The sequence below is a fragment of the Nocardia cerradoensis NBRC 101014 genome, from assembly GCF_000308535.1.
Lineage (GTDB): Bacteria > Actinomycetota > Actinomycetes > Mycobacteriales > Mycobacteriaceae > Nocardia > Nocardia cerradoensis.
Genome location: NZ_BAFW01000005.1, coordinates 17,057 through 41,111, shown reverse-complemented (window position 1 = coordinate 41,111; position 24,055 = coordinate 17,057). Strand labels below are relative to the sequence as shown.

Sequence of the window (24,055 nt, the reverse complement as noted above, 5' to 3'; positions counted from 1 at the left end):
GGTGCGGTATTCCCGAGCATCGTCACCGCTGGGAGGTAGACCATGGGCACACGACCGCGGCAACCGGATTCGACGTCACCCGCCCGCGCGCACACCGGCCGGCGCCGGAACGAGGCCACCCGTCGCGCGATTCTCGACGCCGCTCTCGCTCAGCTCGCCACCTCCGAGGGCGGCTCGATCACGGTCGATTCCATCGCGGCCGCCGCCGGGATCGGCAAACAGACGATCTACCGCTGGTGGCCGTCGAAGGGAGCGGTGCTGCTCGACGCGCTGCTCGACCGCGCTCGCCAGGAGGTGCCGGCCCCGGACACCGGCTCGGTGCGCACCGACCTGCTGCTCGTCGCGGATTCGACTTTCGCCGGCGCCCAACAGGTTTCGACTGCCCCGGCGCTGCGCGCGCTGGTGCGCGAGGCCGCCCGCGACCCCCACCTCGCCGAATTACTGCAGGAGTTCACCGCAGCCCGCCGCGCCGCCGTGCGCGACATCCTCGAGCGCGCGATCACCCGGGGCGAACTGCCCGGCGAGACGGATGTGGACCTGCTGGTGGATCTGCTCTACGGACTGTTCTGGTACCGCTTCCTGCTCGGTCACGCCCCACTCGACCACACCACCGCGACCCGGCTCGTCGACACCCTGCTCCCACCCGTTAACACTTCTCGCACAGCCGTGGATGAGTCAGCGGATCCGTTCCCACGGATCGGAAAACCTTGACGGAAGGTCTGTTCACGATGACTCGGATTACGCGACTCACCGCCGGCGCACTGGTGTGTGGCGCCGTCCTGCTCCCCCTCGCCCCGGCCCAGGCCGAGACGACGTCGCAGACCGCCGCACCCGTAGCCGCGACCCAGCCGGTTGCCGACGGCGGCACCGGCTCGTCCACGCAGTCCATCATGTGCACCATCGTTCGCCTGATGCTGATGAACCAGGGCCCCACCTGGTGCCAGTAGCGGCCGGCGCCGCGCGGCACTGATCACAGACGACGGGCCCGCACCGAAGACCGGTGCGGGCCCGCAGATTTCGTCAGGTTCAGCCGTTGCCGTTCAGACCGGCGCGCACACCTTCCTCGATGCGCTTGCCGATCTCCGGATCGATGTTCTTCCAGTAGTCGAACACCCGGCTCAGCACCGGTTCGCGCACGCCGCCGAGCACATGCCCGACCACGTTGTCCACCAAGCGCTGCCGTTGCTCGTCGTTGTACACCTCACGCACCAGCGTGCCCGGCTGCGCCCAATCGCTGTCCTCGGCGTGCTGGACGTAACCGGCGCGCACCTGCTCGGGCTCGAAACTCCACGCCGCCTCCTCCGGGGCCACGGCCGCGTCGGCGTGCGGGCCGCCGAACGAATTCGGCGCGTAGACAGGCACTTCCGGCTCGTTGAAGTCGTAGCGCATGGCGCCCTCCTTGGAATAGGAGTTCACCTCGGCAGCCCGCGCACGGTTCGGCGGCAACTGGTGGTAGTTGGTACCGATGCGGTAGCGATGGGCGTCGGCATAGGCGAAGACCCGGCCCAGCAGCATCTTGTCCGGCGAATAACCGATACCCGGCACGATCGCCGACGGCTCGAACGCGGCCTGTTCGATCTCGACGTGGTAGTTGCGCGGGTTGCGGTTCAGCGTCCAGGTGCCGACCTCGATCAGCGGGTAGTCCTTGTGCGACCACACCTTGGTCAGATCGAACGGGTTGAAGCGGTAGTTCGCCGCCTCCCCCACCGGCATGATCTGCACATACAGCGTCCAGCTCGGGAATTCACCGCGTTCGATGGCCTCCCACAGATCCTGGCGGTGATAGTCAGGGTCGGTGCCGGCCAGCCGGTCGGCCTCGGACTGGGTCAGGAATTCGATGCCCTGATCGGTCTTGAAGTGGTACTTCACCCAGAACCGTTCGCCCTCGGCGTTGATCCACTGGTAGGTGTGCGAGCCGTAGCCGTTCATATGCCGGTAGGTCTTGGGAATGCCGCGGTCACCCATCAGCCAGGTCACCTGATGCGCCGATTCCGGGCGCAGGGTCCAGAAGTCCCACTGCATGTTGTGATCGCGAAGACCGTTGCCCGGCAACCTCTTCTGCGAACGGATGAAGTCGGGGAACTTGATCGGGTCCTTGATGAAGAACACCGGGGTGTTGTTGCCGACCAGATCGTAGTTGCCGTCGGGGGTGTAGAACTTGACCGCGAATCCGCGCGGATCGCGCCAGGTGTCGGGGCTGCCCTGTTCACCGGCGACGGTGGAGAACCGGGCCAGCGATTCGGTCCGCGCACCCGGCTGGAAGAGCTTGGCCTTGGTGTAGCGGCTGACGTCGTTGGTGACGACGAGTTCGCCGAAGGCGCCCGCCCCCTTGGCGTGCACGATCCGCTCCGGCACCCGCTCCCGGTTGAACTGGGCGAGCTTCTCGATGAGGTAGTGGTCGTGCAGGAGAATCGGGCCCTCGGTGCCGGCGGTCAGCGATTCGTTGTCGCTGGGGACCGGGGTGCCGGTGTTGGTAGTGGTCGGCTTACTGATCGGCTTGGTCATCGCAGCCTCCTGTTTCAGCTGTCGCCCGGGATGTCCGGGCCATCGTGATGGCGCGTCGTCACCGACGGCATTGCGGGCAGAGTCCCCAGAACACGACCTCGGCTTCGTCGATCGTGAACCCGTGCGCATCCGACGGGTCGAGGCAGGGGGCACGGCCCACGGCACAGTCCACGTCCACGACCGTGCCGCAGTTCCGGCACACCAGATGGTGGTGGTTGTCGGCGATGCGGGTTTCGTACCGCGCCGCCGAACCAGCCGGTTCGATCCGGCGCAGCAGGCCGGCGCCCACACAGGCGTGCAGGACGTCGTAGACGGCCTGTGTCGATACCGAGCCCAGCTCCTGCCGGACCGCGGCAGCCACCCGGTCGGCATCCGAATGCGGATGGGCCGCAACCGCTTCCAGCACCGCCACCCGCGGGCGGGTAACCCGCAGGCCGGCCGCACGCAATCGTTCGCGCGGATCGAAACCTTCGGTGTGCATGAACCCAGTCTGCCCATTTTCTGGAATAAGTCAAGAAAAGACCGAAAGGGATGTTACCGGCGTCACAGCACTCACTCGAACGCCGCGACGCCGATTCCGATTTGATTGCAGCGGTTGCGTGTTGGACACCGCGGCCGGATGCCCGTCGTTAACCTCGACTCATGGGACGCCTACGCGGCTGGGTCATCGGGGTTCTCGTCGTCGTACTGATCGGTGGTGCCTGCGCCACCGCGGTACCGGCACGAGCGGAGGATCCACCGACCTGCGCCGTCTCGTCCGGACGCGAATTCGAACGGGCCACACCGGAATCGGCCGGTCTGGATTCGGCCCGGCTGGCGTCCGCCCTGCGGTTCGCCGACGAACGCAACCGGCTGAACGTCAAGGTCTTCCGGCACAACTGCCTGATCGGCTCCGGCGCACACAACGACGCCACCGATACCACGCCGTGGAATATCTGGAGCGTCACCAAGAGCGTGGTCTCGCTGATCGCCGGAATCGCCTGGGATCAGGGCAAACTCGATATCGACGCGCCGATCGACCGCTATCTGCCGCCCGGACTCGGCGACGCCGCGCACCGCGCGATCACCGTCGAGGATTTGCTCACCGAGCGCTCCGGCCTGCGCGTGGGAGTGATCAACGAGGGCGTCTCCGGGGTGGTGCCGATCGATCCGAACAGTGCGGTGCAGGCGCTCGGGGTCCCGCTCGACAATCCGCCCGGCACCCGGTTCTCCTACAGTCAGCGCAACGTCGATCTGCTGTCGTACGTGACCGAGCTGGCCGTCGGCGAACCGCTGCAACAGTTCGCGCAACGGGAACTGTTCTCCCCCTTGGGTATTCAGCGCGGCGACTACTACTGGGCCCGCGACCGTTCCGGTCACACCTACGGCTACGCGCACCTGATGATCCCGCCGGACGATCTCGCCAAGATCGCCCTGCTGGTCGCCGGCGACGGCGACTGGAACGGGGTGCGGGTGGTCTCGGCCGACTATCTGCGCCGCGCCCAGCAAACGGGCCCGGGCCGCGAATGTTACGGCTATCTGTTCTGGGCCCGCCCCGGGTGCATCGAGATTCCGTCGTTCCTGCCCCCGGATGTCTTCGCGATGTCCGGACTCGGTCTGCAGGACGTCTTCCTCATCCCCAGCCTGGACCTCACCGTGGTGTGGACCGGCGTCTTCGGCAACCGAAGCAACGGCGGCCCGACCGGGATCGTTCAGAACCTGACCGAGTTGACCTGGGAGTTCTTCCGGCGACTGCTCGGCGCCTTCGAACAACCGCCGATCGCGGACCCCGGGCCCTATGTCGAGCCGCCGGTGACCTTGGACCCCCGCGCCTTCTTCGATCCCGACATCACCCTCGCGGTATTCGGCATCGGACCCGACGCCTATCCCGGGTGCACCGTGCTGTCCTGTTTGCAGACCCCGCTGGCGCCGCCCTTCTCCGACGCACCGCCCGGCTGCGCGCTGCTGGTCTGCCTCGGCCCGGACCCCCGCACACCCGGCATCCGCTGAGGACGACGCCGCGAGCAGGGACCCGACGGCCCCGCGGCGCCGGTCAGCCGGTGATACGCGCGATCCCCGCGGTGTCCATGTAATCCCGGAACAGGGTGATCTCCCCGTTCCGCACGTGCACCACATTGACCGAGGTACGCACTCGCGCACGCGGTGCGCCGGGCACCGTCATATCCACCTCGTTCTCCACGAAAAGCACGCCCTCCTCGGTGGATTCGTAGACCGTGGGATAAACGCCGTGCACCTCGATACCCGACCGACCCGACCAGCGCTGCGCGAGGTGTTCGCGGATCGCCTCCCGTCCCTCGAGCCGCTCCGGCATACCCGCGATCGGGAACGGGATCTCGAATACCGCATCGGGAGCGAGCGCCGCGACGAAGGCATCGGCATCACGCACCGGCAATGTCGCGAACAGGTCCTCGACCACCTGGCGGGCACCGCGCACCGAACTGGAAACCATGACAAACTCCCTCTATTAGAAGCGGAACGTACGCCCCGTTTATGATCCGGAACGCACGCCCCGTTTGTCAACGATTACCGGGTAGACTCGCGCTGTGGCGGAGAAACAGTTAGCGGACCCGGCGGCCGAACCGCGCCGCGCCCTGCGCGCCGACGCCCGCCGCAACCGGGAGCGGGTACTCGCCGCCGCGCGGGAAGCGTTTGCCGCCGAAGGTATTTCGGTTCCGCTGGACGAGATCGCCCGGCGCGCCGGAGTAGGCCCCGGGACCGTCTACCGCCACTTCCCCACCAAGGAAGCCCTGTTCCACGCCGCCATCGTCGACAACATCGAGCGAATGATCGACTACGCGCGCGGGCTCGAAACCGCCGACGATCCGGGGGCCGCCTTCTTCGCCCTGCTGGACCACATGGTCGCCGAGGGTGGGGTCAAACGCGATCTCGCCGATGCGCTGGGCGGTCACCAGATGATCGAGATCACCGGTCCCACAAAGGAATTCCAGGCGGCCATCGCCCGGTTGCTACGCCGGGCGCAGGATGCCGGCGCGATCCGCGACGATATCGACTTCGACGATCTGATGCGGGTGCTGAAGGGCACCTTCGCGGGCACGCACACCGCCACCGGCGAGCAGCGAGCCCGCGCGTTCGCCGTCGTCTTCGACGGACTCCGGGCCCGCTGCGCGCCGGCCGGCTGAGCGATCGACAGCGAAACGGGCCGCCCGTGATCGGACAGCCCGTTCGACAGAGAACGCGGTGTCAGCGCTGCGCGAGCAGAACTTCCGCGATCTGAATCGTATTGAGCGCGGCGCCCTTTCGCAGGTTGTCGCCCGAGACGAACAGCGCCAGGCCACGCCCCTCCGGCACGCCCGGATCCTGGCGGATCCGGCCGACCAGCGACTCGTCCTTACCGGCGGCCGCCAGCGGCGTCGGGACGTCGACCAGTTTCACACCCGCCGCGTCGGCGAGCAGTTCTTTCGCCCGCTCCACCGAGAGCGGCCGCGCGAATTCGGCATTGATCGACAACGAATGCCCCGTGAAGACGGGCACGCGCACACAGGTGCCGCTGACCAGCAGCTCCGGGAGGCCGAGAATCTTGCGACTCTCGTTGCGCAGCTTCTGATCCTCGTCCGTTTCACCGGAACCGTCGTCGACGAGCGCACCTGCCAGCGGCAGCACGTTGAACGCGATCGGCGCGACGTACTTGTTCGGCGCGGGGAACCGCACGGCACTGCCGTCGTGGGTCAGCTTCTCGGCATCCCCGATCACCGCGCGGGCCTGCGTGGCCAGCTCCTCCACACCGGCCAGCCCACTACCGGAGACGGCCTGGTAGCTCGAGACGATCAGCCGCTGCAGTCCGGCCTCGTCGTGCAGGGGCTTGAGCACCGGCATGGCGGCCATCGTGGTGCAGTTCGGGTTGGCGATGATGCCCTTGACCAGGTTGCGGGTCTGTTCGGGATTCACCTCGCTGACCACCAGCGGCACCTCGGGGTCCTTGCGCCACGCCGAGGAGTTGTCGATGACGGTCACACCGGCCGCCGCGAACCGCGGCGCCTGCACCCGCGACATGGTGGCGCCGGCCGAGAACAGCGCGATATCCAGTCCGGACGGATCCGCGGTCTCGGTGTCCTCGACCACGATTTCGCCGCCGCGCCAGGGCAGCTTCTTCCCCGCCGAACGCGAGGAGGCGAAGAATCGCACCTCGTCGGCCGGAAAGTCGCGCTCCTCCAGCAGTTTTCGCATCACGGCGCCGACCTGTCCGGTCGCGCCGACCACACCTACGCGTACGCCCATTGTTATCGCCCCGATCCCGCGTGCACGACCGCGACCTCGTCGCCGCCGAGGTCGAACGCCTTGTGCAACACCTGCACGGCGCCGTCCAGTTCGGTGTCCTTGACCAGCACGGAGATGCGGATCTCGGAGGTGGAGATCAGGTCGATGTTGATTCCGGCCTTGGCCAGCGCCTCACAGAAGGTGGCGGTGACGCCGGGGTGGCTCTTCATCCCCGCGCCGACCAGCGACACCTTGCCGATGTGGTCGTCGTAGAGAACCTGGCTGAAGCCCAGCTCGCCCTGACGCTTGGTCAGGAACTCCACCGCGCGCGGGCCGTCGGCCCTGGGGAGGGTGAAGGTGATGTCGGTCTTGCCCGTCTCGACCTTGGAGACGTTCTGCAACACCATGTCGATGTTGATCTCGGCGTCGGCGACGGCCCGGAACACCTTGGCCGCGTAGCCCGGCTCGTCCGGCAGGGCCACCACGGTCACCTTGGCCTCGCTGCGATCGTGCGCGACGCCGGTGAGAATTGCGTCCTCCAAGGGGATGTCCTCCATCGATCCGTAGATATAGGTGCCCTTGCGGTCGGTATAGGACGACCGCACGTGCACCGGAACGTTGTAGCGGCGGGCGTATTCGACGCAGCGCAGCATCAGCACCTTGGCGCCGGTGGCGGCGAGCTCGAGCATCTCCTCGAAACTCACCTGGTCCAGCTTCTGCGCATCCGGCACGATCCGCGGATCGGCGGTGAACACACCGTCGACGTCGGTGTAGATCTCGCAGACGTCGGCCTCCAGCGCGGCGGCCAGCGCTACCGCGGTGGTGTCGGAGCCGCCGCGACCCAGCGTGGTGATGTCGCGGCTGTCCTGCGACACGCCCTGGAAGCCCGCGACCAGCACGATCAATCCCTCGTCGAGGGCATCGCGAACCCGGGACGGGGTCACGTCGATGATGCGGGCGTTGCCGTGGGTGCCGGTGGTGATGACTCCCGCCTGGGAACCGGTGAACGACCGCGCCTCGGCGCCGAGCGAGTGAATCGCCATGGCCACCAACGCATTCGAGATACGCTCACCGGAGGTCAGCAGCATGTCGAGTTCGCGGGCCGGCGGCGCGGGCGCCACCTGCTGGGCCAGGTCGAGCAGTTCGTCGGTGGTGTCACCCATTGCCGAGCACACGACGACCACGTCGTGCCCCTGCTTCTTCGTCTCGACGATCCGCTCAGCGACGCGCCGGATCCGCTCGGCAGACTCGAGCGAAGATCCTCCGTACTTCTGAACGACGAGAGCCACAGTGGGGTCCTCCAAGATCGACTAGCTGCTGTTACAGCCAATAAGACTACCGATCGGAGTACGCCCGGTGGTGGGCTACCTCCGAGCGGCCACCGGCATCGGCCGGGTTCGTCACCCGAATTCGCTACCCGGACCAGCGGCGATCCCGTCCCGGGACGGCGCTGCGCGGCGCGGCCACCACGGCAGAGCCCTTGCGGGCCATCATGATCGGCGCGAACAGCCCCGTTCATCAGCGGTTTCCCGGGTCCGCCGGAGTCGGTGAGCCGCTCCCGCCCGAACAGCCGGCGTACCGGTGTGAGTAATCACACCGACCGGTTTAGCACCTGGTCGGCGAACCCCTTCCCGCGAGTTCCCCATGTACCTCGCGGCGAAAGCGCACGATGGGCCTATGAAGAGCATCGAAATCGAGCTGCACACCGGTGATCGCGAGGTCGTCCACGACCTCACCCCGCAGTGCGCCACGTTTCTGCGCGAGGCCGGCGGCGGCGACGGACTGCTGCACGTCTTCGTCCCGCACGCCACCGCCGGCGTGGCCCTGATAGAGCTCGGCGCGGGCAGCGACGACGATCTGCTGCGCGCCCTGCGCGATCTGCTGCCGGCCGACGATCGCTGGCGGCACGCCCACGGCTCGCGCGGGCACGGCCGCTCGCACGTCATGCCCGCGCTGATCGCCCCCTACGCCACCGTGCCGGTGCTGGGCGGCGAGCTGACGCTCGGCACCTGGCAGTCGATCGCCTTCGTGGACCTCAACGTCGACAACCCGATCCGCCGGGTGCGCCTGTCCTTCCTGCGCGATGCCGGATGATCCTGCTCAGGCGCGCTCGAACCAGGTGACCTGGGTACCGTTGCCGAACTCCTGCCGCCGGACCGGCCGGAAGGCGGTCGGCGAGAAGTTGCCCGACACCACCGAGATCCCGGCGCCGAGCAGCAAGGGATAGCTCTTGATGATCACCTCGTCGATCTCGTCGATCAGGGCACCGGCGAGTGTGCCGCCGCCGCACAGCCAGATGCCCTTGCCGTCCTGCTGCTTCAACTTCCGCACCAGCGCGACCGGATCGTCGGCCACGACCTCGACATTCGGATCGTCCACCGGGTCCAGGGTGGTCGAGACGACGTACTGCTTCATATGCGCATACGGGCTGGTGACACCGATCTCCAGCGCGGGTTCGTAGGTCCCGCGCCCCATGATCAGCGTGTCCCATTCCCGATTCGGAGTTGCCACCGGCAGATTCACGTGCGGGCGGATATGGGTGGGCACCACCTCCGGATACCGCTGGTTGAACCAGTCCGACATCTCCTGGGACACGGGGTAGACATCGAACTCGCCACCCGGGCCGGCGATATAGCCGTCGAGGGAGACGCCGACGTAGTAGACGAGCTTTCGCATCCTGATACCGCCTTGCCTGTTGCACTCTAGTTGTAGTGGTTTAAACGTAGTACTACAGACGCAGTGGTGTCAAGAGGATGCGGAAGTTGCTGCGCGCCGATTCGGAGGGTTGCAACGAGGAGGCGATTCGGGCGGCAGGGAACTATGACATTGACTTGTGAGCAGTATCACATCGAACGATAATGGCGGGCATGCAGGCGCATGTAGGCGATCACATCCGCGTTCACAGCAATGCTGTGGGAATGCCCGAACGCACCGGCGAAATCATCGAGGCGCGCGGCAGCGACGGCGCCCCACCCTATGTCGTCCGGTTCGAGGACGGGCACGAAAGTCTGGTCTTTCCGGGGCCCGACTGGGAGGTCCTTCACCACCGGTAGCTGTGCGGACGAGCAACGTCAAGCCCCCTTTCCCACTCGGGGGCAGTCCCTCTTCGGGCAAGCGACCGCTCACCCGGCAATCGCCGGGCCACCGGCGAGGCAGGCCGATGCCGAGTACGCCGCCGATCCGCCCCGGCAGCGCGACCGCAAACTCGGCACGCCCGACCGAACCTAATCAGACTGGTCGGTCTCTGTAACTCCGGGAACAGACCACACGGTTGACGACCGCGTGTGACGGCGGAGACAATCGGCCGAAGCAGTGGAGGGCAAGACATGCGCACGAAGACCGATCACCGATTCATCATCGATGTCGAACCCGATCAGGTTCAGGAAGCATTGCTGGCCGTCGAGCGGATTCCGGAATGGTCGCCTGCGCACCGCGATGTGCGCGTCGCGACCCGCGACGAATTCGACCGTCCCCGCCGCGTCTACGCCACGGTGACGACCCTCAACAACTCCGACCGTCAGGTCCTCGAGTACACCTGCACCCCGGAACGCATCTCCTGGGAAGTGATGGAGAGCGCCGCCGGTGGCGGCGGCAAGGGCTGGTTCGACATCGAGGAGACCGCCGAGGGCACCGAGGTCTGGTACCACTCCGAGGTGTATCTGCCGATCCCCGTTCCCGGTCTGCTGCTCAAGCGCACGCTGTCGCGGGCCAACGACGAGGCCGTGCAGAACCTCATCGAGTACATCGAAAAATTTCCCTTCGGCGAGAACTACGAGGTCGGCTGACCGAGAGGTTCGCCGTCGCGGGCGCTGACGTCGGCTTCCTGCCACGATGTGCGAATGACCGGTGTCAGACGCACGCGCATTCAAGCGGTCACCGAGGACGCCTCGGTAACCCAGCTGGAACTCTTCTTCGACCTCGTCCTGGTTTTCGCCTTCACCCAGGTGACCGATCTGGCCGCCCACGACGTCACCGCGCTCAACATGCTGCGGGCCGCGCTGGTGCTCGCGGTGATGTGGTGGGTGTGGATCGCCTACGCCTGGCTGGGCAATGTGGTGAAGGCCGACGAGGGAGTGGCCCGGGTGGCCATGTTCGCGGCCATGGGCGCGGGACTCATCGTCGCCGAGGTGATTCCCGAGGCCTTCCACGACATGCCGGGCGGCTGGTACGGACCACTCGTGTTCGCCATCGGATATCTCGTGATCCGGCTGGTCCATCTGGGGATGTTCTGGCTGGCCAGTACCGAGGACCGGCAGCTGCGCGGGCAGGTCGGCCGCTGGGCCGGCGGCTCGATCACCATCGGCACCGCACTGCTGATCGTGGCGGCTGTCGAACACGGCACGGTGCAGATCGTGCTGTGGATCGCGGCCATCGCCGGCGATATGGTCTGGACCTTCTTCGCCGGTAACGACTGGCGCGTGAATTCGGCCTCGCACTTCGCCGAGCGGCACGGCCTGATCGTGATCGTCGCGCTGGGGGAATCGATCGTCTCCATCGGCGTCGGCGTGGCCGGGCTGCCGATCTCGTGGCCGATCACCGTGGGATCGCTGCTGGCACTGGCGGTTTCGGGCCTGCTGTGGTGGGCCTACTTCGACGTCGCCGCGACCGTCGTGGAACGCGCGATGACCGAGGCCTCGGGTCCGCGCCGGATCCGGATCGCGCGCAACTGCTACACCTTTCTGCACTTCCCGATGGTGGCCGGCATCGTCGCCATGTCGCTCGGATTGAAGAAGACGCTGAACTATCTCGGCGGCGCGGCCGGACATACCCTGCACGATCGGCTGCACGGCATTCCCCTGTTCGCGCTCTACGGCGGCGTGGTGCTGTACCTGCTGGCACTGGTCTGGTTCCGGCATTACGCGACCCGGGTGGTGCTGTGGCCGCGCCTGGCCACCGCGGCGGTTCTGATCGCTCTGGTTCCGCTCGCCGGACAGCTGCCGGCGATGGCCGCACTGGCGCTGCTGTGCGCGGTGCTCACCGTGCTGATCGTCTGGGAGACAGTGCGTTACGCGCAACCACGCGACGCGGTGCGGCACGCGCACTGACCGCCGAACCCGACTAGCGCGGTGCCCGTTCGGGCGAAACACGCTGCTGCAGTCTGTGATCCACCGCCTCCGGCACGTGCCCGCCGGCGCGCACCGCGTCCCGCATCTGATTGATGTTCTCGCGCAACACATCTCCGACCAGTTCGTCGGTACGCGGATCGGCCAGCACCTGGAAGACGATCCGGAAACTGGCGTCGGCGATACCGTGGATGATCTCCTCGTGGAACGGCAGGTAACGCACCCGCCCGACCGCCGGATCCTTCTTGATCAGCTCGAGGATCATGGCGTCGAGTTCGTCGCGGTTCTCCTCCAGCGCCGCGGCGATGTTGTGGGTGTACCGGCCGCGGCGCAGCACATCGGCGACCTCCTCCAGCACGGCCATGGTGACCGGGCGCCGGACCGCGTCGACGATCACGCCGACCGAGCGGTTCACCACCGCGGCCGTGACCCGGTCGCCGAAAGCCCGGTCGGCGACGCGGGCCAACCGGACCAGGATCACGACGATGCGCAGCAACCGGAAGCCCCGGAAGAACGGGCTGGTCACCGGGATCATGCCCAGGACCTCGTACCAGTAGACGAACGGGAAGGTCCACGACCAATCCGCACGCCGCCAGCGCCAGAGGAATTCGAGGGCGAACACCGCGCAGATCGCGGTGTCGACCACCACGATCACGTGATACGTGTGCTGCGGCACGGTGAAGAAGGTGATCCAGGTGACCAGACCCACCGAGACCACGGCGAGCGCCAGCATCACCAGATCGGTCCACAGCGCCGGCGGTTTGCGCGGATACTGCTCGGGCAACGATCCAGCCGGGTACTGCGCCACAACGGTCCCTTCCACATCGAACGGGTACCTGCCGAGAGTAACGGCACCGGCGGCGCCGGGAAGCCGCCCCGAGGCCCGGGGCGGCGGGAATCAGCGCCCGGCGCGGATGATCGCCTCGACGTTGCGTTCGGCCAGCGCGGTGATCGTCAGCGACGGATTGGCCGCGCCGGTGCTGCCCGGAATCGCCGCGCCGTCGACCACGTACAGCCCCGGATAGCCGTTGACCCGGCCGTAGTTGTCGGTAGCCCGGCCCAGGACCGCACCGCCGAGGGGATGCGCGGTGAACGGGGCATTCGCGTCGTAGCCGAGCGCCTGATAGTCGAACAGCGCGCCCGACCGTTCGGCGATGCGCTGGTCGACCGCGCGGCAGGCGGCCACGATTCGATCCTGAGCCGCACGTGGCCAGCTCAGGGCGGGGGCATTGCGCGCGGCGTCGTAGGTGATGCGCGTCCGGGTCGGGTCGATCACGAGCCCGAGTGAGGCCAAGGCGCCGGTCTCGACCGGGATTCCGGGGATGTACCAGCTCTCCAGGGTCAACGGCATGCCGGATTCGTCGAAGATCCGGCTGGCGCTCGGCACGCCCTGCCCCAGCCCCGAGAGCCGGCTCTCACCGCGGGCCAGCGCGACGTCGCCGTTGGTGCCCCAGCCGTCGCCGACATGTTCGTCGAGGTCGGGCAGCGTGCCGGTGGCGCGAGCGCGGACCAGCAGTTCGGTGGTGCCGATGGATCCGGCGCCGAGGAACAGCTTGTCGCAGGTCAGCGTGCGGATGCCCAGGACCTTGCCGGTCGGGTCGATCTTGGAGACCTGGAGGACGTAGCGGTCACCGTCGCGGCCGATGCTGTCCACCCGATGCCCCGGAAACACCGACGAGCGGCCCGTGGCATGCGCGTACTTCAGATAGTTCTGGTTGAGGTCGAACTTCGCGCCGTTCGAGTTGCCGAGATTGCTGCGGGCCGCGGTGGCCGACGCGCGCGTGGCACCGGCCAATTCGGCGCGCACCGTATCCCATTTGAAGATGGACTCGTTGGCCACCGGCTCGTATCCGGCCGCGCGCACCTGATCGTCCCACATCCGGGAATGGGCGAACGGCGGTGAATTGTAGATGTCGGCCGGCATGACCGACAGCCGGAGCATCTGCCGCACGCGCGGATAGTAGGTACGCTCCAGTTCGGTGTAATCGACTGTGCCACCGAAGATCTCGTCGAAGTGCCGGCGTTCCGGGGCGATCATGCACCCGGAGAAGATCACCGATCCGCCGCCCACGGCCGCGGCCCGCCACACATCGATCCCGTCGAATTCGGTGACATCGAGGACACCGCCGAAATCGGCGAAACGCATGGCGACCTTGGTGACGCCGGTGAAGCTGGTGCGATGCCAGAATCCGCGGCCGTCGGGCAGGTCGTCACCGGTGAAGATCTCTCGCCACGGATCGTTCGGCCAGCGCGACCCGCGCTCCAGCACGGTGTTGGCGATACCCGCCTCGGCCAGGCGCAATGCCGCGACCGCGGCGCCGAAGCCGGATCCGACCACGATCGCCTCGGTATGCTCCGGCGGATCCGCGAGCGGCACGAAGATCTCGGAAACCCAGTTGCGGAACATCCCGTCCCACGCCGGGTCGGCGGTGGCTGTTCCGGTCTCGCGCAACGCGCCCGTGGCACCCAGCAAAACCGCAGCACCGGCCGCCTGTAAAAAGGCACGTCTCCGCACCGGCCACCTCCCTCATCACGCATGGCCGCGCGCGAGATTACCGCCGAACTTCCTATCTCTCAACAGGATCGGCGCCGGCGACCGCGCTGTTACATGCGCGATCGCTATATCACGTAGTAGAGGGATTCAGGCGCGCAGACGTTCGCGCCGCAGCCGCTCGACCTCGGGCAGGTCGAGCGGTTCCAGTTCGCGACCGCCGAGGGCCCGCGTGAGCAGGTGATCCGCCAGTTCGGGGTTGCGGGCAAGTGCCGGGCCGTGCATGTAGGTGCCGATCACCGAGCCCTGCACCACACCCTCGAGACCGTCGCCCACACCGTTGCCTACGCCCTTGGTGACCCGGCCCAGTCCGGTCGCGTCCGCACCGAGAGTCGTTCCGCCCCGGTGGTTCTCGAAGCCGGTCAGCGGCCGGCTCAGGCCGGCGAGCAGCGGCGTGGTGGCGACCTCGCCGATGGACCGGACCCGCTGCGGAGCGGTGGTCACGTCGAACAGGCCGACACCGTCCACGCGCTCACCCGCCGAGGTTTCGTACCAGTTGCCCAGCACCTGGATCGCGGCGCAGATGGCAAGTACCGGAACACCTTTCGCGGCCGCGCGCTGCAGACCGGGATAGCGCTGCAGATGCCTGGTCGCCAGGCGCTGCGCGGAGTCCTCGGCGCCGCCGAGGGTGTAGATGTCCAGCGTCTCCGGCACCGCGTCCGCGAGCGTGATCTCCACGATCTCGGCATCGATACCGCGCATGCGCAGCCGCTGCCGCAGGACCAGCGCATTGCCGCCGTCACCGTAGGTGCCCATCACATCGGGCAGCACCAGCCCGATTCGTACCGTCGATTCAGCCATCACTGATTTCCGTCCAGATCGCGATTCAAATCCCGGAAGGCGGTGTAGTTGGCGAGCACCTCGACCCGCCCCGGCGGACAGGATGCGATGGCACGCAACGGATTCGGCACGGTCGTGTGCTCGACCCCGGCGTAGGTCAGCCGCACGCCCAGGTCGGTGGCGCGCTCGCCCGCCGCGACCACCTGGGTGCCCTCGAAGTGCTCGAAGCGCACATCCCACAGCCAGGACAGATCCTCGCCGTCGGGCACCTGGCCGTTGACCGCGATCACCAAACCCGTTGCGTCGGGGTCGATCATGGACAGCGCCTCCTGCCACCCGGCCGGATTCTTGGCCAGCAGCAGGCGCGCGGAGTGCTCACCGACCTGCACGGTGCGGTAGCGGCCGGCGATCTCGCGAACGGTTCCGGCGGCCCGCGCCGCGGTTTCCGCACGGCCGCCCAGCGCGACCGCCGCGGCCACCGCCTGCGCGGCGTTGCCGCGATTGGCGCGCCCCGGAAGTGCAAGGTGCAGCGGCAGTTTCAGCCCGTCCGGCCCGCACAGATACTCCGCGTCGACCCACCACTGCGGATCGGGCCGCTGGAAGTCGGCGCCGGTGCTGCGCCAGTGGGTGCCCTCCCAGACGATCGGCTCGCCGCTGCGGGGGCAGCTGGTGGCGTCGACCGCCCAGCCGCTTCCTGCCGACACCCACACCACATTGGGATGGTCGTAGGCGATCGAGGTGATCAGCACGTCGTCACAGTTGGCGATCAGCACGGTGTCGGGATGGCGGGCCATACCCTCGCGCAGCTTGCGCTCGATCATGTTGATCTCGCCGACCCGGTCGAGTTGGTCGCGGCTCAGATTCAGCAGCACCACCGCGGCCGGGTTCAGCGCATCGGCCACGTGCGGCAGATGCAGTTCGTCGACCTCGATGGCGGCCAGCGGCGCAGCACGGTCCACACTGAGCGCGGCGACGATTCCGGCATCCATATTGGCCCCGTCGGCCTGGGTCACGACGCGGCCCAGTTCGGCCAGCGCGGCCGCGGTCATCCGGGTCGTCGTCGACTTGCCATTGGTGCCGGTGACCAGCACCGTCCGCCGATCGCGGCCCAGCTGGGTCATGATGTCCGGGGCGATCTGCAGGGCGATCAGCCCGCCGATCATCGACCCCTTACCGCGTCCGGCCTTCTGCGAGGCCCACGACGCCGCTGCCGCCGCCCGCAGCGCCAGCCGTCCGCGCATCGAGATGTCTGCCACCACGCGAGTGTATTGGTGGACAGACACCCGCGTGCGACCGGCCGATGTGATCTGCGACCGGGAGCGGGAGGCGGTCAGTAGAGCATGCGCCGGTAGTTCTCCGGGGAGTAGTAGTCCCGTAGCTCTTCCAGCGATTCGGTGGTGTTGCGCTGTACCTCCTTCACCAGGACCGCGTGGCTGGGCAGCGGATCCTCCGGCCAGCGTTCGGGCCGCCACAGCTCGCTGCGCAGCAACGCCTTGGCGCAGTGGTAGAAGATCTGCTCGATCGCCACCTCGATGGCGAGGATCGGCCGGTGCCCCTTGACCACCATGTCGTCGAAGTAGGGCGCGTCGCGCAGCAGCCGCGCCCGGCCGTTGATCCGCAGCGTCTCGTTGCGTCCGGGAATGAGGAACAGCACGCCGACGTGCGGATTGGACAGGATGTTGAAGTATCCGTCGCCCCGGCGATTGCCCGGCCGCTCCGGGACGGCCAGGGTGTGGTCGTCGATCACGTGCACGAATCCGGCCGGGTCGCCCTTCGGCGAGGCATCGCAACGTCCGTCGGCGTCGCTGGTGGCCAGGACGGCGAACGGCGCGGTCGCGATCCACTCCCGATCGCGCGGATGCAGGCGCGTCCGTTCCTTGGTCGCGGCGCGCGGTGCCGGTTCACCGAGCAGTTCCCGAAGTTCGGCGGCGCCGGTGATCTCGCTCATCACACCATTGAACGCGCGAGATCCGCCGTCCGCCACCTATATCGGGACGTCGAACATATTCGGCTGTCCGGCCGCGTAGCGCGCGCTGTCGGCCTGGCGCAGCGGCTCCAGCTGCGGCGCCCGGTACAGCTGGAACAGCCGGCAGCGGGCGGCATTCGACCCGGCCACGTCCAGCAGCGCGTTCACCGCGGTGCGAGCCGCCTCGCAGGCACCTTCCATCGTCGCGAGATCGATGTTCGTGCGGACGTAATCGCCTGCGAGGAACAGGTTTTCCAGATCACCGTGCGCATTCGGGCGCGCCGCCCACGAACCGGCGGTGTTGATCAGCAGCGGATCGGCGTTGGTATTGCGGTTCTGCGCGGCGTCCCAGCTCACGCCGGTATCCAGGAACCACGACACCAGATCCGAATCCTCCAGCGCCGCACGGCCTTCCAGATGCTTCTGCAACTGCGCCCAGACCTCGCGGGCGATTTCGTCGTGAGTGCATTCGATCGCCGGCTTGCCGTACAGGATGCCGGGTGTATTCCAGTCCGAGATGTCGACCGACAGACAATCCCGGACCGAACCGTTGCCGGAATCGGAAAGCCTTGTGCGCGACCAGAACTGATTCTGCGCGATGGAGGTGAGCGACCACGGGGAGTCGACGTAGGCGGTATGGCCGCGGGCGATCTGGGTGGGGCGGCGCAGATAGAACTGCATTCCGCTCATCCAGTTGACCACCAGGCCGTCCATCGCCGCCAATTCCGGCTGCACGGCCAGAATTTCCGGCGTCCACAGTGTGCGCGCGACCTCGACCGGCACCGCCAGCACGAAATAGTCGGCGTCGACCGCCCGCTCGCCGCCGCCGACGGCCACCCGGGCGCCCGAGATGCGCCGGTCGCGCACGTCGAGCCCGCGCAGTTCGGCGGTCTCGAAACGCACCCCCAGGCCGCGCAGATGGGCCACCCACGGGTCGATCCAGGCCTCGTTGGTCGGACCGTTCAGCAGCCGGTCCAGCGGCCCGTCGTTACCGGTCTCCAGCGGATTGCCGAGGAACTGCTCGCCCATGGAACCGATGGTCCGGGTGCTGGCGTGGTCGTCCTTGGCCGCGACCAGCAGTGTGGTGAGGGTGCGCGACATCAGCATGCGGAATTCCTGCGAGCGACCGCGGGCGCCCACGAAATCGCGCCAGGCGAGTTTCTCCCACTCGCCGAAACGGCGATCGTCGCAACTGGTGTTGAAAACCAGGAGCCGATTGGCGAAATACGCCGCATCGGTCATCGGCATCTTCATCGAGGTGGAGATCACCGAGGCGACGGTCTGGCGGAAATCGTCGGGGGTGGCCCAGGGTTTTCCGGCGCGACCCATCGGCACGATGGTGTCGTCGGCGCCGGCGCGGGAGAAACGCGCCTCGGCGGCCGGGACGAGATTGTCCCAGACACCGTTGGCATTGCCCGCGAACGGAATACGCCGCATGGTGTCGGGAATGTGGTGATAGAAACCGGGGAAGAATCGGAAACCGTGTTCACCCGGCAGATCGGCACGGCCGCCACGACCACTGTCCGGCACCGGAATGCTGCGCGCCTTACCGCCCAGCGCCCGGCGTTCGTAGACCGTGACGTCGAATCCGCGTTCGGCCAATTCGTGCGCCGCGGTCAGCCCGGCGACACCGCCACCGAAAATCGCGACCCGCCGACCGGGATCGGCATTCGCACGAATCGGGCGCATCATGGCGCCCGCGGTTATCACACCCGCGCCGGCCGCCCCGCGAAGTACCGTCCTTCGCGAGACGGCCCCGTATTTTTCTGCCATCTATCGGGACCTCCACACCGCGGGTAACTGTATGCGGTGCGGCCGGGCCGCGTATCGATTGGGGTGACAATTCGGCCGGGCAGCAATTCGGCGGGGAGGAAATCCTCGCAAACCGGTGCCCGGCGCGAATCAGTAGCCCTGCGGGCCCGGATAGTGCCCCTGCGGACCCGGGTGCTGGGTCTGCGGGCCCGGGAACGGCGGCTGCGGGACGTGATATCCGAAATCGTCGGCGACCATGGCCGCCAATTCCAGCAGCGCCCGCCGGGTCGGCTTGCCGACCAGTTCCAGATCGATCTCCGCGCCCTCGGCGAGATGATCGTCGAACGGCACCACCTGCACCGCGCGGGTGCGATCGAGGAACAGTTTGCGCAGCTGATCCAGGTCGACGGTCGAGGCGCCGCGACGGGAGGCGTTGACCACCACCACGGTCCGCTCCACCAGCTTGCTGTAGCCGTGGTGCTCGAGCCAGTCCAGCGTCGCCGAGGCACTGCGCGCGCCGTCGATGGCCGGGGAGGTGACCAGGATCAGCGAACTCGCCATATCCAGTACACCGGCCATCGCCGAATGCATCAGGCCGGTACCGCAGTCGGTGAGAATGATGTTGTAGAACTGCTGCAGGATGCCGATCGCGCGCCGGTAGTCGGCCTCGCTGAAGGCCTCCGAAACGGCCGGATCCTGTTCGCTGGCAAGCACTTCCAGCCGGCTCGGCGCCTGCGAGGTGTGGGCCCGCACATCCGAGTAGCGGCCGATGTGCTGATCCTCGAGCAGGTTGCGAACCGTCGAGCGGGTCTGGCGCGGCACCCGGTGGGCCAGGGTCCCGAGGTCGGGATTGGCGTCGATGGCGATGACGCGGTCACCACGCAACGAGGCGAAGGTCGACCCCAAACCGACTGTGGTCGTGGTCTTTCCGACGCCGCCCTTGAGCGACAGGATCGCGATCCGGTAGTCGCCGCGCACCGGCTGGTTCACCCGATCCACCAGCTCGCGGTAGATCACGTCGGCCGACGATTCGCCCGGATTGATGGCGCCACCGGTCACCTTGTGCACGGCGCGGCGCCAGCCGCTGCGCGGTGAACGCCGCGCCCGCTTGAGCAGGTTCAGGTCGTTGACCGAACTGCCCGGCTGCACCGGCTGGGTCATGTGCTGCGGCTGGAACGTCGACTGCGGCGGCTGCTGCTGATACGCCTGCGGCAGTTGCTGTTGCGGTCCGGGCCCGCCCTGCCAGCCGCCCTGCTGCTGCGGTTGATACTGCTGGGGCTGCTGCGGCGGAGTCGAGGGCAGCGGCGGCGGCGCCCAGCTGAAGATCGGCCCGCCCGCATCGGCGGCCCCGCCCTGCTGCTCGGGACCGGACGGCGGCCCCTGCCGCTCGTCGAAGACCCGGCGGACCATGCCGTCGGCGCCGATCTCCTGGCGGATTTCACCGTACGGCGTTTCCTGGCGGACCTCGCCGTACCCGGGTCCCGGCTCACCGGCGCCGGACCGGAAACCGCCCTGCTCACCGGGATTGCCCTGCGCGGCGAAACCACCCGGATCGCCCGGATTGCCGTGCGGCGCGAATCCGCCTGGCTCGCCGGGGTTTCCGGGCGGTGCGAAACCGCCCTGTTCACCGGGAGGCGCGAAACCGTTCTGCTCACCGGGGAACCCACCCGGTGCGAAACCCCCCGGGTCGCCGGGGTTTCCGGGAGGCGGGAAATTGCCCGCTTCGCCGGGGAAGGAGGCCGGTGCGAAGCCGCCCGGTTCGCCGGGGTGTCCCGGCGGCGGGAAGCCGCCCTGGTCGGCCGGGCCGCCGGGCGGCGCGAAACCGCCCTGCTCACCGGGGAATCCATTGGGCGCGAAACCGTCCGGGCCGGGCCCGCCCGCCCACGGCGGCGGGAATCCGTTCGGATCTCCCGGCGGGGCGAAGGGGCCGGCATGGTCGTTCATCGGGAAGCCCGGCGGCGCGAAACCCTGATTCGGCGGATACGGGTTCGCTCCCGGCGGCGCGAACGGGCCGGGTGCGAATCCCCCCTGCTCGGGCGGGGCGAAGCCGTCGGGCCCGAACTGCGGGCCGGGCGCGAACGTGGTCTGTTCGATACCGTCGGGCACCGGCGGAATGATCCCGGACGCCGCGTGTTCGAATTCCGCGGATTCCTCGGCAGGTGCGCCGTTCGGTTCGGCTTCGGACGTCACGCCCGCCGGCCCGTCGGATGCCGTTGTGTCCGCGTCGGATTCGTCATGCGACGGCAGCGAGGTCGGATTGTCCTGGTCGGCAGCTGTATCGCCCATTCCCTGCCCCTGCAACCAAGGCGGTGAAGTGGAGTTGTCGTTAGTCGTCACGTTTCCCCCATCTGCTCGACAGAGTTCGAGCAGAGAGCTCGCGGCCAATGCGCCACAACGCTAGCACGCTGGACGAATACGAGTCCCCCGGTGAACAGGGGCCGCACCCCGTGCCGGACGGGTTGGCGCAGAACACCGCCCACCGCCTTCCCGGCGGTGGGCGGTCCCGGCTGTCGAGCGGGTTGCGCGGATCAGCGAGTGCGCTGGGCGCGGTTCACCGCGGAGACGACCGCGCGCAGCGAGGCGGTGGTGATGGAGGTCGCGATGCCCACACCCCAGGTCACCTTGTCCCCGATCGCGCATTCGACGTAGGCGGCGGCCTGCGCGTCGTCACCGGAGGACATCGCGTGCTCGGAGTAGTCCAGCACCCGCACGTCGTAGCCGATGGTCGCCAGCGCGTCGACGAACGAGGCCAGCGGGCCGTTGCCGGAACCGACGATCTCCTGTTCGGCCCCGTCCACCTTCACCACCGCGGTGATGGTGTCGGTGCCGGAATCGGTTTCGGCGGCCGTCATCTTCTGCCGGATACGCTCCAGCGGCAGAATCGGGTTCAGGTACTCGTCGGCGAAGACGTCCCACATCTCCTTGGGCGTGACCTCGCCGCCCTCGCCGTCGGTGATCTTCTGAATCGCCTGCGAGAACTCGATCTGCAACCGCCGCGGCAGCACCAGCCCGTGGTCGGTCTTCATGATGTAGGCGACGCCGCCCTTGCCGGACTGCGAGTTCACCCGGATCACGGCCTCGTAGGTGCGGCCCACGTCCTTGGGATCGATCGGCAGGTACGGAACCTCCCAGACGATGTCGTCGATATCGGAGTCCGCGTTGTCGGCGGCCGACTTCATGGCATCCAGGCCCTTGTTGATCGCGTCCTGGTGGCTGCCGGAGAAGGCGGTGTAGACCAGATCGCCACCGTACGGGTGACGCTCGTGCACCGGCAGCTGGTTGCAGTATTCGACCGTGCGACGGATCTCGTCGATATCGGAGAAGTCGATCTGCGGATCCACGCCGCGGGAGAACAGGTTCATCCCCAGGGTGACCAGACAGACGTTGCCGGTGCGCTCACCGTTACCGAACAGGCAGCCCTCGATGCGGTCGGCGCCGGCCTGATAGCCCAGTTCGGCGGCCGCGACCGCGGTGCCGCGGTCGTTGTGCGGGTGCAGCGACAGCACGATCGAATCGCGGCGGGCCAGGTTGCGGCTCATCCACTCGATGGAATCGGCGTACACGTTCGGCGTCGCCATCTCGACCGTCGCCGGCAGGTTGATGATCAGCGGCTTGTCCGGGGTCGGCGCGATGATCTCCGAGACCGCGTCGCACACCTCACGGGCGTAGTCCAGTTCGGTGCCGGTGTAGGACTCCGGGCTGTACTCGTAACGCCAGTTGGTGTCCGGATAGCGCTGCTCGATCTCCAGGCACAACGTCGCGGCGTCGGTCGCGATCTTCTTCACCGCGTCGCGGTCGGCGCGGAACACCACACGACGCTGCAGGATCGAGGTGGAGTTGTAGAAATGGACGATCACATTGGCGGCGCCCTGGCAGGCCTCGAAGGTGCGCTCGATCAGTTCGGGGCGGCACTGGGTCAGCACCTGGATGCTGACGTCGTCCGGGATCGCGCCGTCCTCGATGATCTCGCGGACGAAATCGAAGTCGGTCTGGCTGGCCGAGGGGAAGCCGACCTCGATCTCCTTGTATCCCATCCGCACCAGCAGGTCGAACATGCGGCGCTTGCGGGCCGGGCTCATCGGGTCGATCAGGGCCTGGTTGCCGTCGCGCAGGTCGACCGCGCACCAGCCGGGAGCCCGGTCCACGACCTGGTTCGGCCAGGTGCGGTCGGGCAGCGTGATGGGCTCGACCTCCTCGGCGAACGGCCGGTAGCGGAAGGCCGGCATCGAGGAGTTCTTCTGCTGGTTCCACGCGGGCTGGTCGGCGGGCGCGGGTTTGGACGGCGCGGTGATGGTGCGCGTACCGGATACGAAGGCGTCAGCGGGTGACATGGCGTTTCTCCGAGGGTGTGGGTGGGTGTCCCAAGTATTGGGGTCGACCGGCACAGCTGAACTCCGCGACGGGAGCCGGTCCGTATCAGACCCCGTCGCGGCGGCCGAGGAGGAGTGCCCGCTGCATGATGTCGGCCAGTTTACAGGTCGGTCCGCGGCCGGGAAAAGGACCCTCGCCACACCCCACGTAGCCTGGCCGGATGAGTTACGACCACGTGTTGCTCCCCGCGGGCATCGCCACCTCGCCCGATGCGGTGGAAACCTACCTGGCCGCACAGCAGGGACGGCCGCAGACCGACACCGTGGCGGCGATCGCGGCCGAAGTGAACCGGCGCAACGACGCGCTGCCGGAGGAGGAGGCGTTCCTCGGTGTCGCCGCCGGCGGCGACGGCACCGGCGGCGCGCTGTACATCGCCGCCCGCTACGACGCCATCGGCCACGTCCGCAACCTCCTGTTCGAACTCGCGACCCCGCGTGACTACGCGCTCTACGATCCGCAGCTGAACTGGCTGATCGATCCGACCGGTCGCATCGACGTCACCGTCACCCACGGCGGTGCGGGTGAATTCCCTTACCTCACCGAGCAGCTCGCGCATCGGTGGATCACCGAACTCGGGGAACCGAATCCGTATCTGATCGTGGAACGCGCCGACCACGTCTACATCCAGACCTATCGCGACGAGCCCGGCCTGTACACGCTGGAATATCGCGACGGGGGCCCCGACCGGCATTTCGCGGTACAGCTGGAGGACGGCGACCAGGTGGCCGCACTCGTCTGGGACTGGACCGCCGGGGAGCGCGGCCGCCTGGATGCGCTCGACTGGGAGACCGTCACCTTCTGACGGGACCTTCTGACGAGACCTTCTGACGGACGTTCCGATCGGCGCCTCCC

At 67.8% G+C, this 24,055-nt stretch carries 23 protein-coding genes; 9 read left to right on the top strand and 14 right to left on the bottom strand.

The annotated features are described in order from the left end of the window. Positions 1–42: 42 nt before the first annotated feature. Together ON23_RS01370 and ON23_RS01365 are read left to right on the top strand one after the other, a co-directional pair. Positions 43–711 (top strand): TetR/AcrR family transcriptional regulator, encoded by a 669-nt coding sequence (locus tag ON23_RS01370; protein ID WP_051041801.1) that lies wholly within the window; start codon positions 43–45, stop codon positions 709–711. Positions 712–728: 17 nt separating this feature from the next. Continuing rightward, positions 729–947, top strand: a complete 219-nt coding sequence (locus ON23_RS01365) for a hypothetical protein (RefSeq protein ID WP_039775505.1) — start codon at positions 729–731, stop codon at positions 945–947. A 79-nt stretch (positions 948–1,026) separates the two neighbouring features. On the opposite strand, the gene ON23_RS01360 is transcribed toward ON23_RS01365, so the two are convergent. Together ON23_RS01360 and ON23_RS01355 are read right to left on the bottom strand one after the other, a co-directional pair. Then, a complete protein-coding gene (locus ON23_RS01360) occupies positions 1,027–2,493 on the bottom strand; it encodes a catalase (RefSeq protein WP_039775591.1) in 1,467 nt (488 codons plus the stop codon). Positions 2,494–2,563: 70 nt separating this feature from the next. Further along, positions 2,564–2,986 (bottom strand): Fur family transcriptional regulator, encoded by a 423-nt coding sequence (locus tag ON23_RS01355; RefSeq protein ID WP_039775502.1) that lies wholly within the window; start codon positions 2,984–2,986, stop codon positions 2,564–2,566. A gap of 161 nt (positions 2,987–3,147) precedes the next feature. Between ON23_RS01355 and ON23_RS01350 the strand changes: the two genes are divergently transcribed. Then, positions 3,148–4,494 carry a serine hydrolase domain-containing protein gene (locus ON23_RS01350; RefSeq protein WP_039775500.1) on the top strand — a complete coding sequence of 449 codons (1,347 nt, stop codon included), beginning with the start codon at positions 3,148–3,150 and terminating at the stop codon, positions 4,492–4,494. 43 nt (positions 4,495–4,537) lie between these two features. Here ON23_RS01350 and ON23_RS01345 read toward each other — a convergent pair whose 3' ends face one another. Then, a complete protein-coding gene (locus tag ON23_RS01345) occupies positions 4,538–4,954 on the bottom strand; it encodes a nuclear transport factor 2 family protein (protein WP_039775498.1) in 417 nt (138 codons plus the stop codon). A 94-nt stretch (positions 4,955–5,048) separates the two neighbouring features. Here ON23_RS01345 and ON23_RS01340 point away from each other — a divergent pair, with 94 nt between their 5' ends. Next, positions 5,049–5,645 (top strand): TetR/AcrR family transcriptional regulator, encoded by a 597-nt coding sequence (locus ON23_RS01340; RefSeq protein ID WP_051041800.1) that lies wholly within the window; start codon positions 5,049–5,051, stop codon positions 5,643–5,645. 61 nt (positions 5,646–5,706) lie between these two features. On the opposite strand, the gene ON23_RS01335 is transcribed toward ON23_RS01340, so the two are convergent. Further along, a complete protein-coding gene (locus ON23_RS01335) occupies positions 5,707–6,741 on the bottom strand; it encodes an aspartate-semialdehyde dehydrogenase (RefSeq protein WP_039775497.1) in 1,035 nt (344 codons plus the stop codon). Between the two features lie 2 nt (positions 6,742–6,743). After that, positions 6,744–8,009, bottom strand: coding sequence for an aspartate kinase (locus tag ON23_RS01330; protein ID WP_039775496.1), 1,266 nt, complete (start codon positions 8,007–8,009; stop codon positions 6,744–6,746). Positions 8,010–8,397: 388 nt separating this feature from the next. On the opposite strand from ON23_RS01330, the gene ON23_RS01325 reads away from it, so the two are divergent. Continuing rightward, positions 8,398–8,814, top strand: a complete 417-nt coding sequence (locus ON23_RS01325; protein ID WP_030516482.1) for a secondary thiamine-phosphate synthase enzyme YjbQ — start codon at positions 8,398–8,400, stop codon at positions 8,812–8,814. Positions 8,815–8,820: 6 nt separating this feature from the next. Here ON23_RS01325 and ON23_RS01320 read toward each other — a convergent pair whose 3' ends face one another. Beyond that, complete coding sequence (locus ON23_RS01320; RefSeq protein ID WP_039775494.1) at positions 8,821–9,396, bottom strand: dihydrofolate reductase family protein; 576 nt, start codon at positions 9,394–9,396, stop codon at positions 8,821–8,823. Between the two features lie 182 nt (positions 9,397–9,578). On the opposite strand from ON23_RS01320, the gene ON23_RS01315 reads away from it, so the two are divergent. From ON23_RS01315 to ON23_RS01305, 3 genes are all read left to right on the top strand, one after another. Continuing rightward, the gene (locus ON23_RS01315; protein WP_373282142.1) at positions 9,579–9,773 is read left to right on the top strand and encodes a DUF1918 domain-containing protein; all 195 of its coding nucleotides are present in this window, start codon (positions 9,579–9,581) and stop codon (positions 9,771–9,773) included. A 273-nt stretch (positions 9,774–10,046) separates the two neighbouring features. Next, a complete protein-coding gene (locus ON23_RS01310; protein ID WP_039775492.1) occupies positions 10,047–10,505 on the top strand; it encodes an SRPBCC family protein in 459 nt (152 codons plus the stop codon). A 54-nt stretch (positions 10,506–10,559) separates the two neighbouring features. Further along, entirely contained in the window at positions 10,560–11,765 is a 1,206-nt protein-coding gene (locus ON23_RS01305; RefSeq protein ID WP_039775489.1) for a low temperature requirement protein A, read from the top strand. Positions 11,766–11,778: 13 nt separating this feature from the next. Here ON23_RS01305 and ON23_RS01300 read toward each other — a convergent pair whose 3' ends face one another. The 8 genes from ON23_RS01300 to leuA all read right to left on the bottom strand — a co-directional run bounded on the left by ON23_RS01300 (position 11,779) and on the right by leuA (position 23,163). Beyond that, positions 11,779–12,606 (bottom strand): hypothetical protein, encoded by an 828-nt coding sequence (locus ON23_RS01300; protein WP_051041797.1) that lies wholly within the window; start codon positions 12,604–12,606, stop codon positions 11,779–11,781. A gap of 75 nt (positions 12,607–12,681) precedes the next feature. After that, positions 12,682–14,298: a GMC oxidoreductase gene (locus ON23_RS01295; RefSeq protein ID WP_039775484.1), complete on the bottom strand. Its 1,617-nt coding sequence runs from the start codon at positions 14,296–14,298 to the stop codon at positions 12,682–12,684. Positions 14,299–14,424: 126 nt separating this feature from the next. Beyond that, a complete protein-coding gene (locus ON23_RS01290; RefSeq protein WP_039775483.1) occupies positions 14,425–15,135 on the bottom strand; it encodes a type 1 glutamine amidotransferase in 711 nt (236 codons plus the stop codon). Next, positions 15,135–16,355: a Mur ligase family protein gene (locus tag ON23_RS01285; protein ID WP_039775588.1), complete on the bottom strand. Its 1,221-nt coding sequence runs from the start codon at positions 16,353–16,355 to the stop codon at positions 15,135–15,137. Before ON23_RS01285 ends, ON23_RS01290 begins: the two co-directional genes overlap by 1 nt. A gap of 89 nt (positions 16,356–16,444) precedes the next feature. Then, the gene (locus tag ON23_RS01280; RefSeq protein WP_039775587.1) at positions 16,445–17,062 is read right to left on the bottom strand and encodes a pyridoxamine 5'-phosphate oxidase family protein; all 618 of its coding nucleotides are present in this window, start codon (positions 17,060–17,062) and stop codon (positions 16,445–16,447) included. 36 nt (positions 17,063–17,098) lie between these two features. Then, complete coding sequence (locus tag ON23_RS01275; RefSeq protein ID WP_039775481.1) at positions 17,099–18,853, bottom strand: hydroxysqualene dehydroxylase; 1,755 nt, start codon at positions 18,851–18,853, stop codon at positions 17,099–17,101. Positions 18,854–18,982: 129 nt separating this feature from the next. Continuing rightward, positions 18,983–20,776, bottom strand: coding sequence for a MinD/ParA family ATP-binding protein (locus tag ON23_RS35710; RefSeq protein WP_373282146.1), 1,794 nt, complete (start codon positions 20,774–20,776; stop codon positions 18,983–18,985). 584 nt (positions 20,777–21,360) lie between these two features. Beyond that, positions 21,361–23,163 (bottom strand): 2-isopropylmalate synthase, encoded by a 1,803-nt coding sequence (gene leuA, locus ON23_RS01265; protein ID WP_039775479.1) that lies wholly within the window; start codon positions 23,161–23,163, stop codon positions 21,361–21,363. A 200-nt stretch (positions 23,164–23,363) separates the two neighbouring features. On the opposite strand from leuA, the gene ON23_RS01260 reads away from it, so the two are divergent. Continuing rightward, on the top strand, positions 23,364–24,005 hold the full coding sequence (locus ON23_RS01260; RefSeq protein ID WP_039775478.1) for a hypothetical protein: 642 nt from the start codon (positions 23,364–23,366) through the stop codon (positions 24,003–24,005). Positions 24,006–24,055 lie beyond the last annotated feature (50 nt).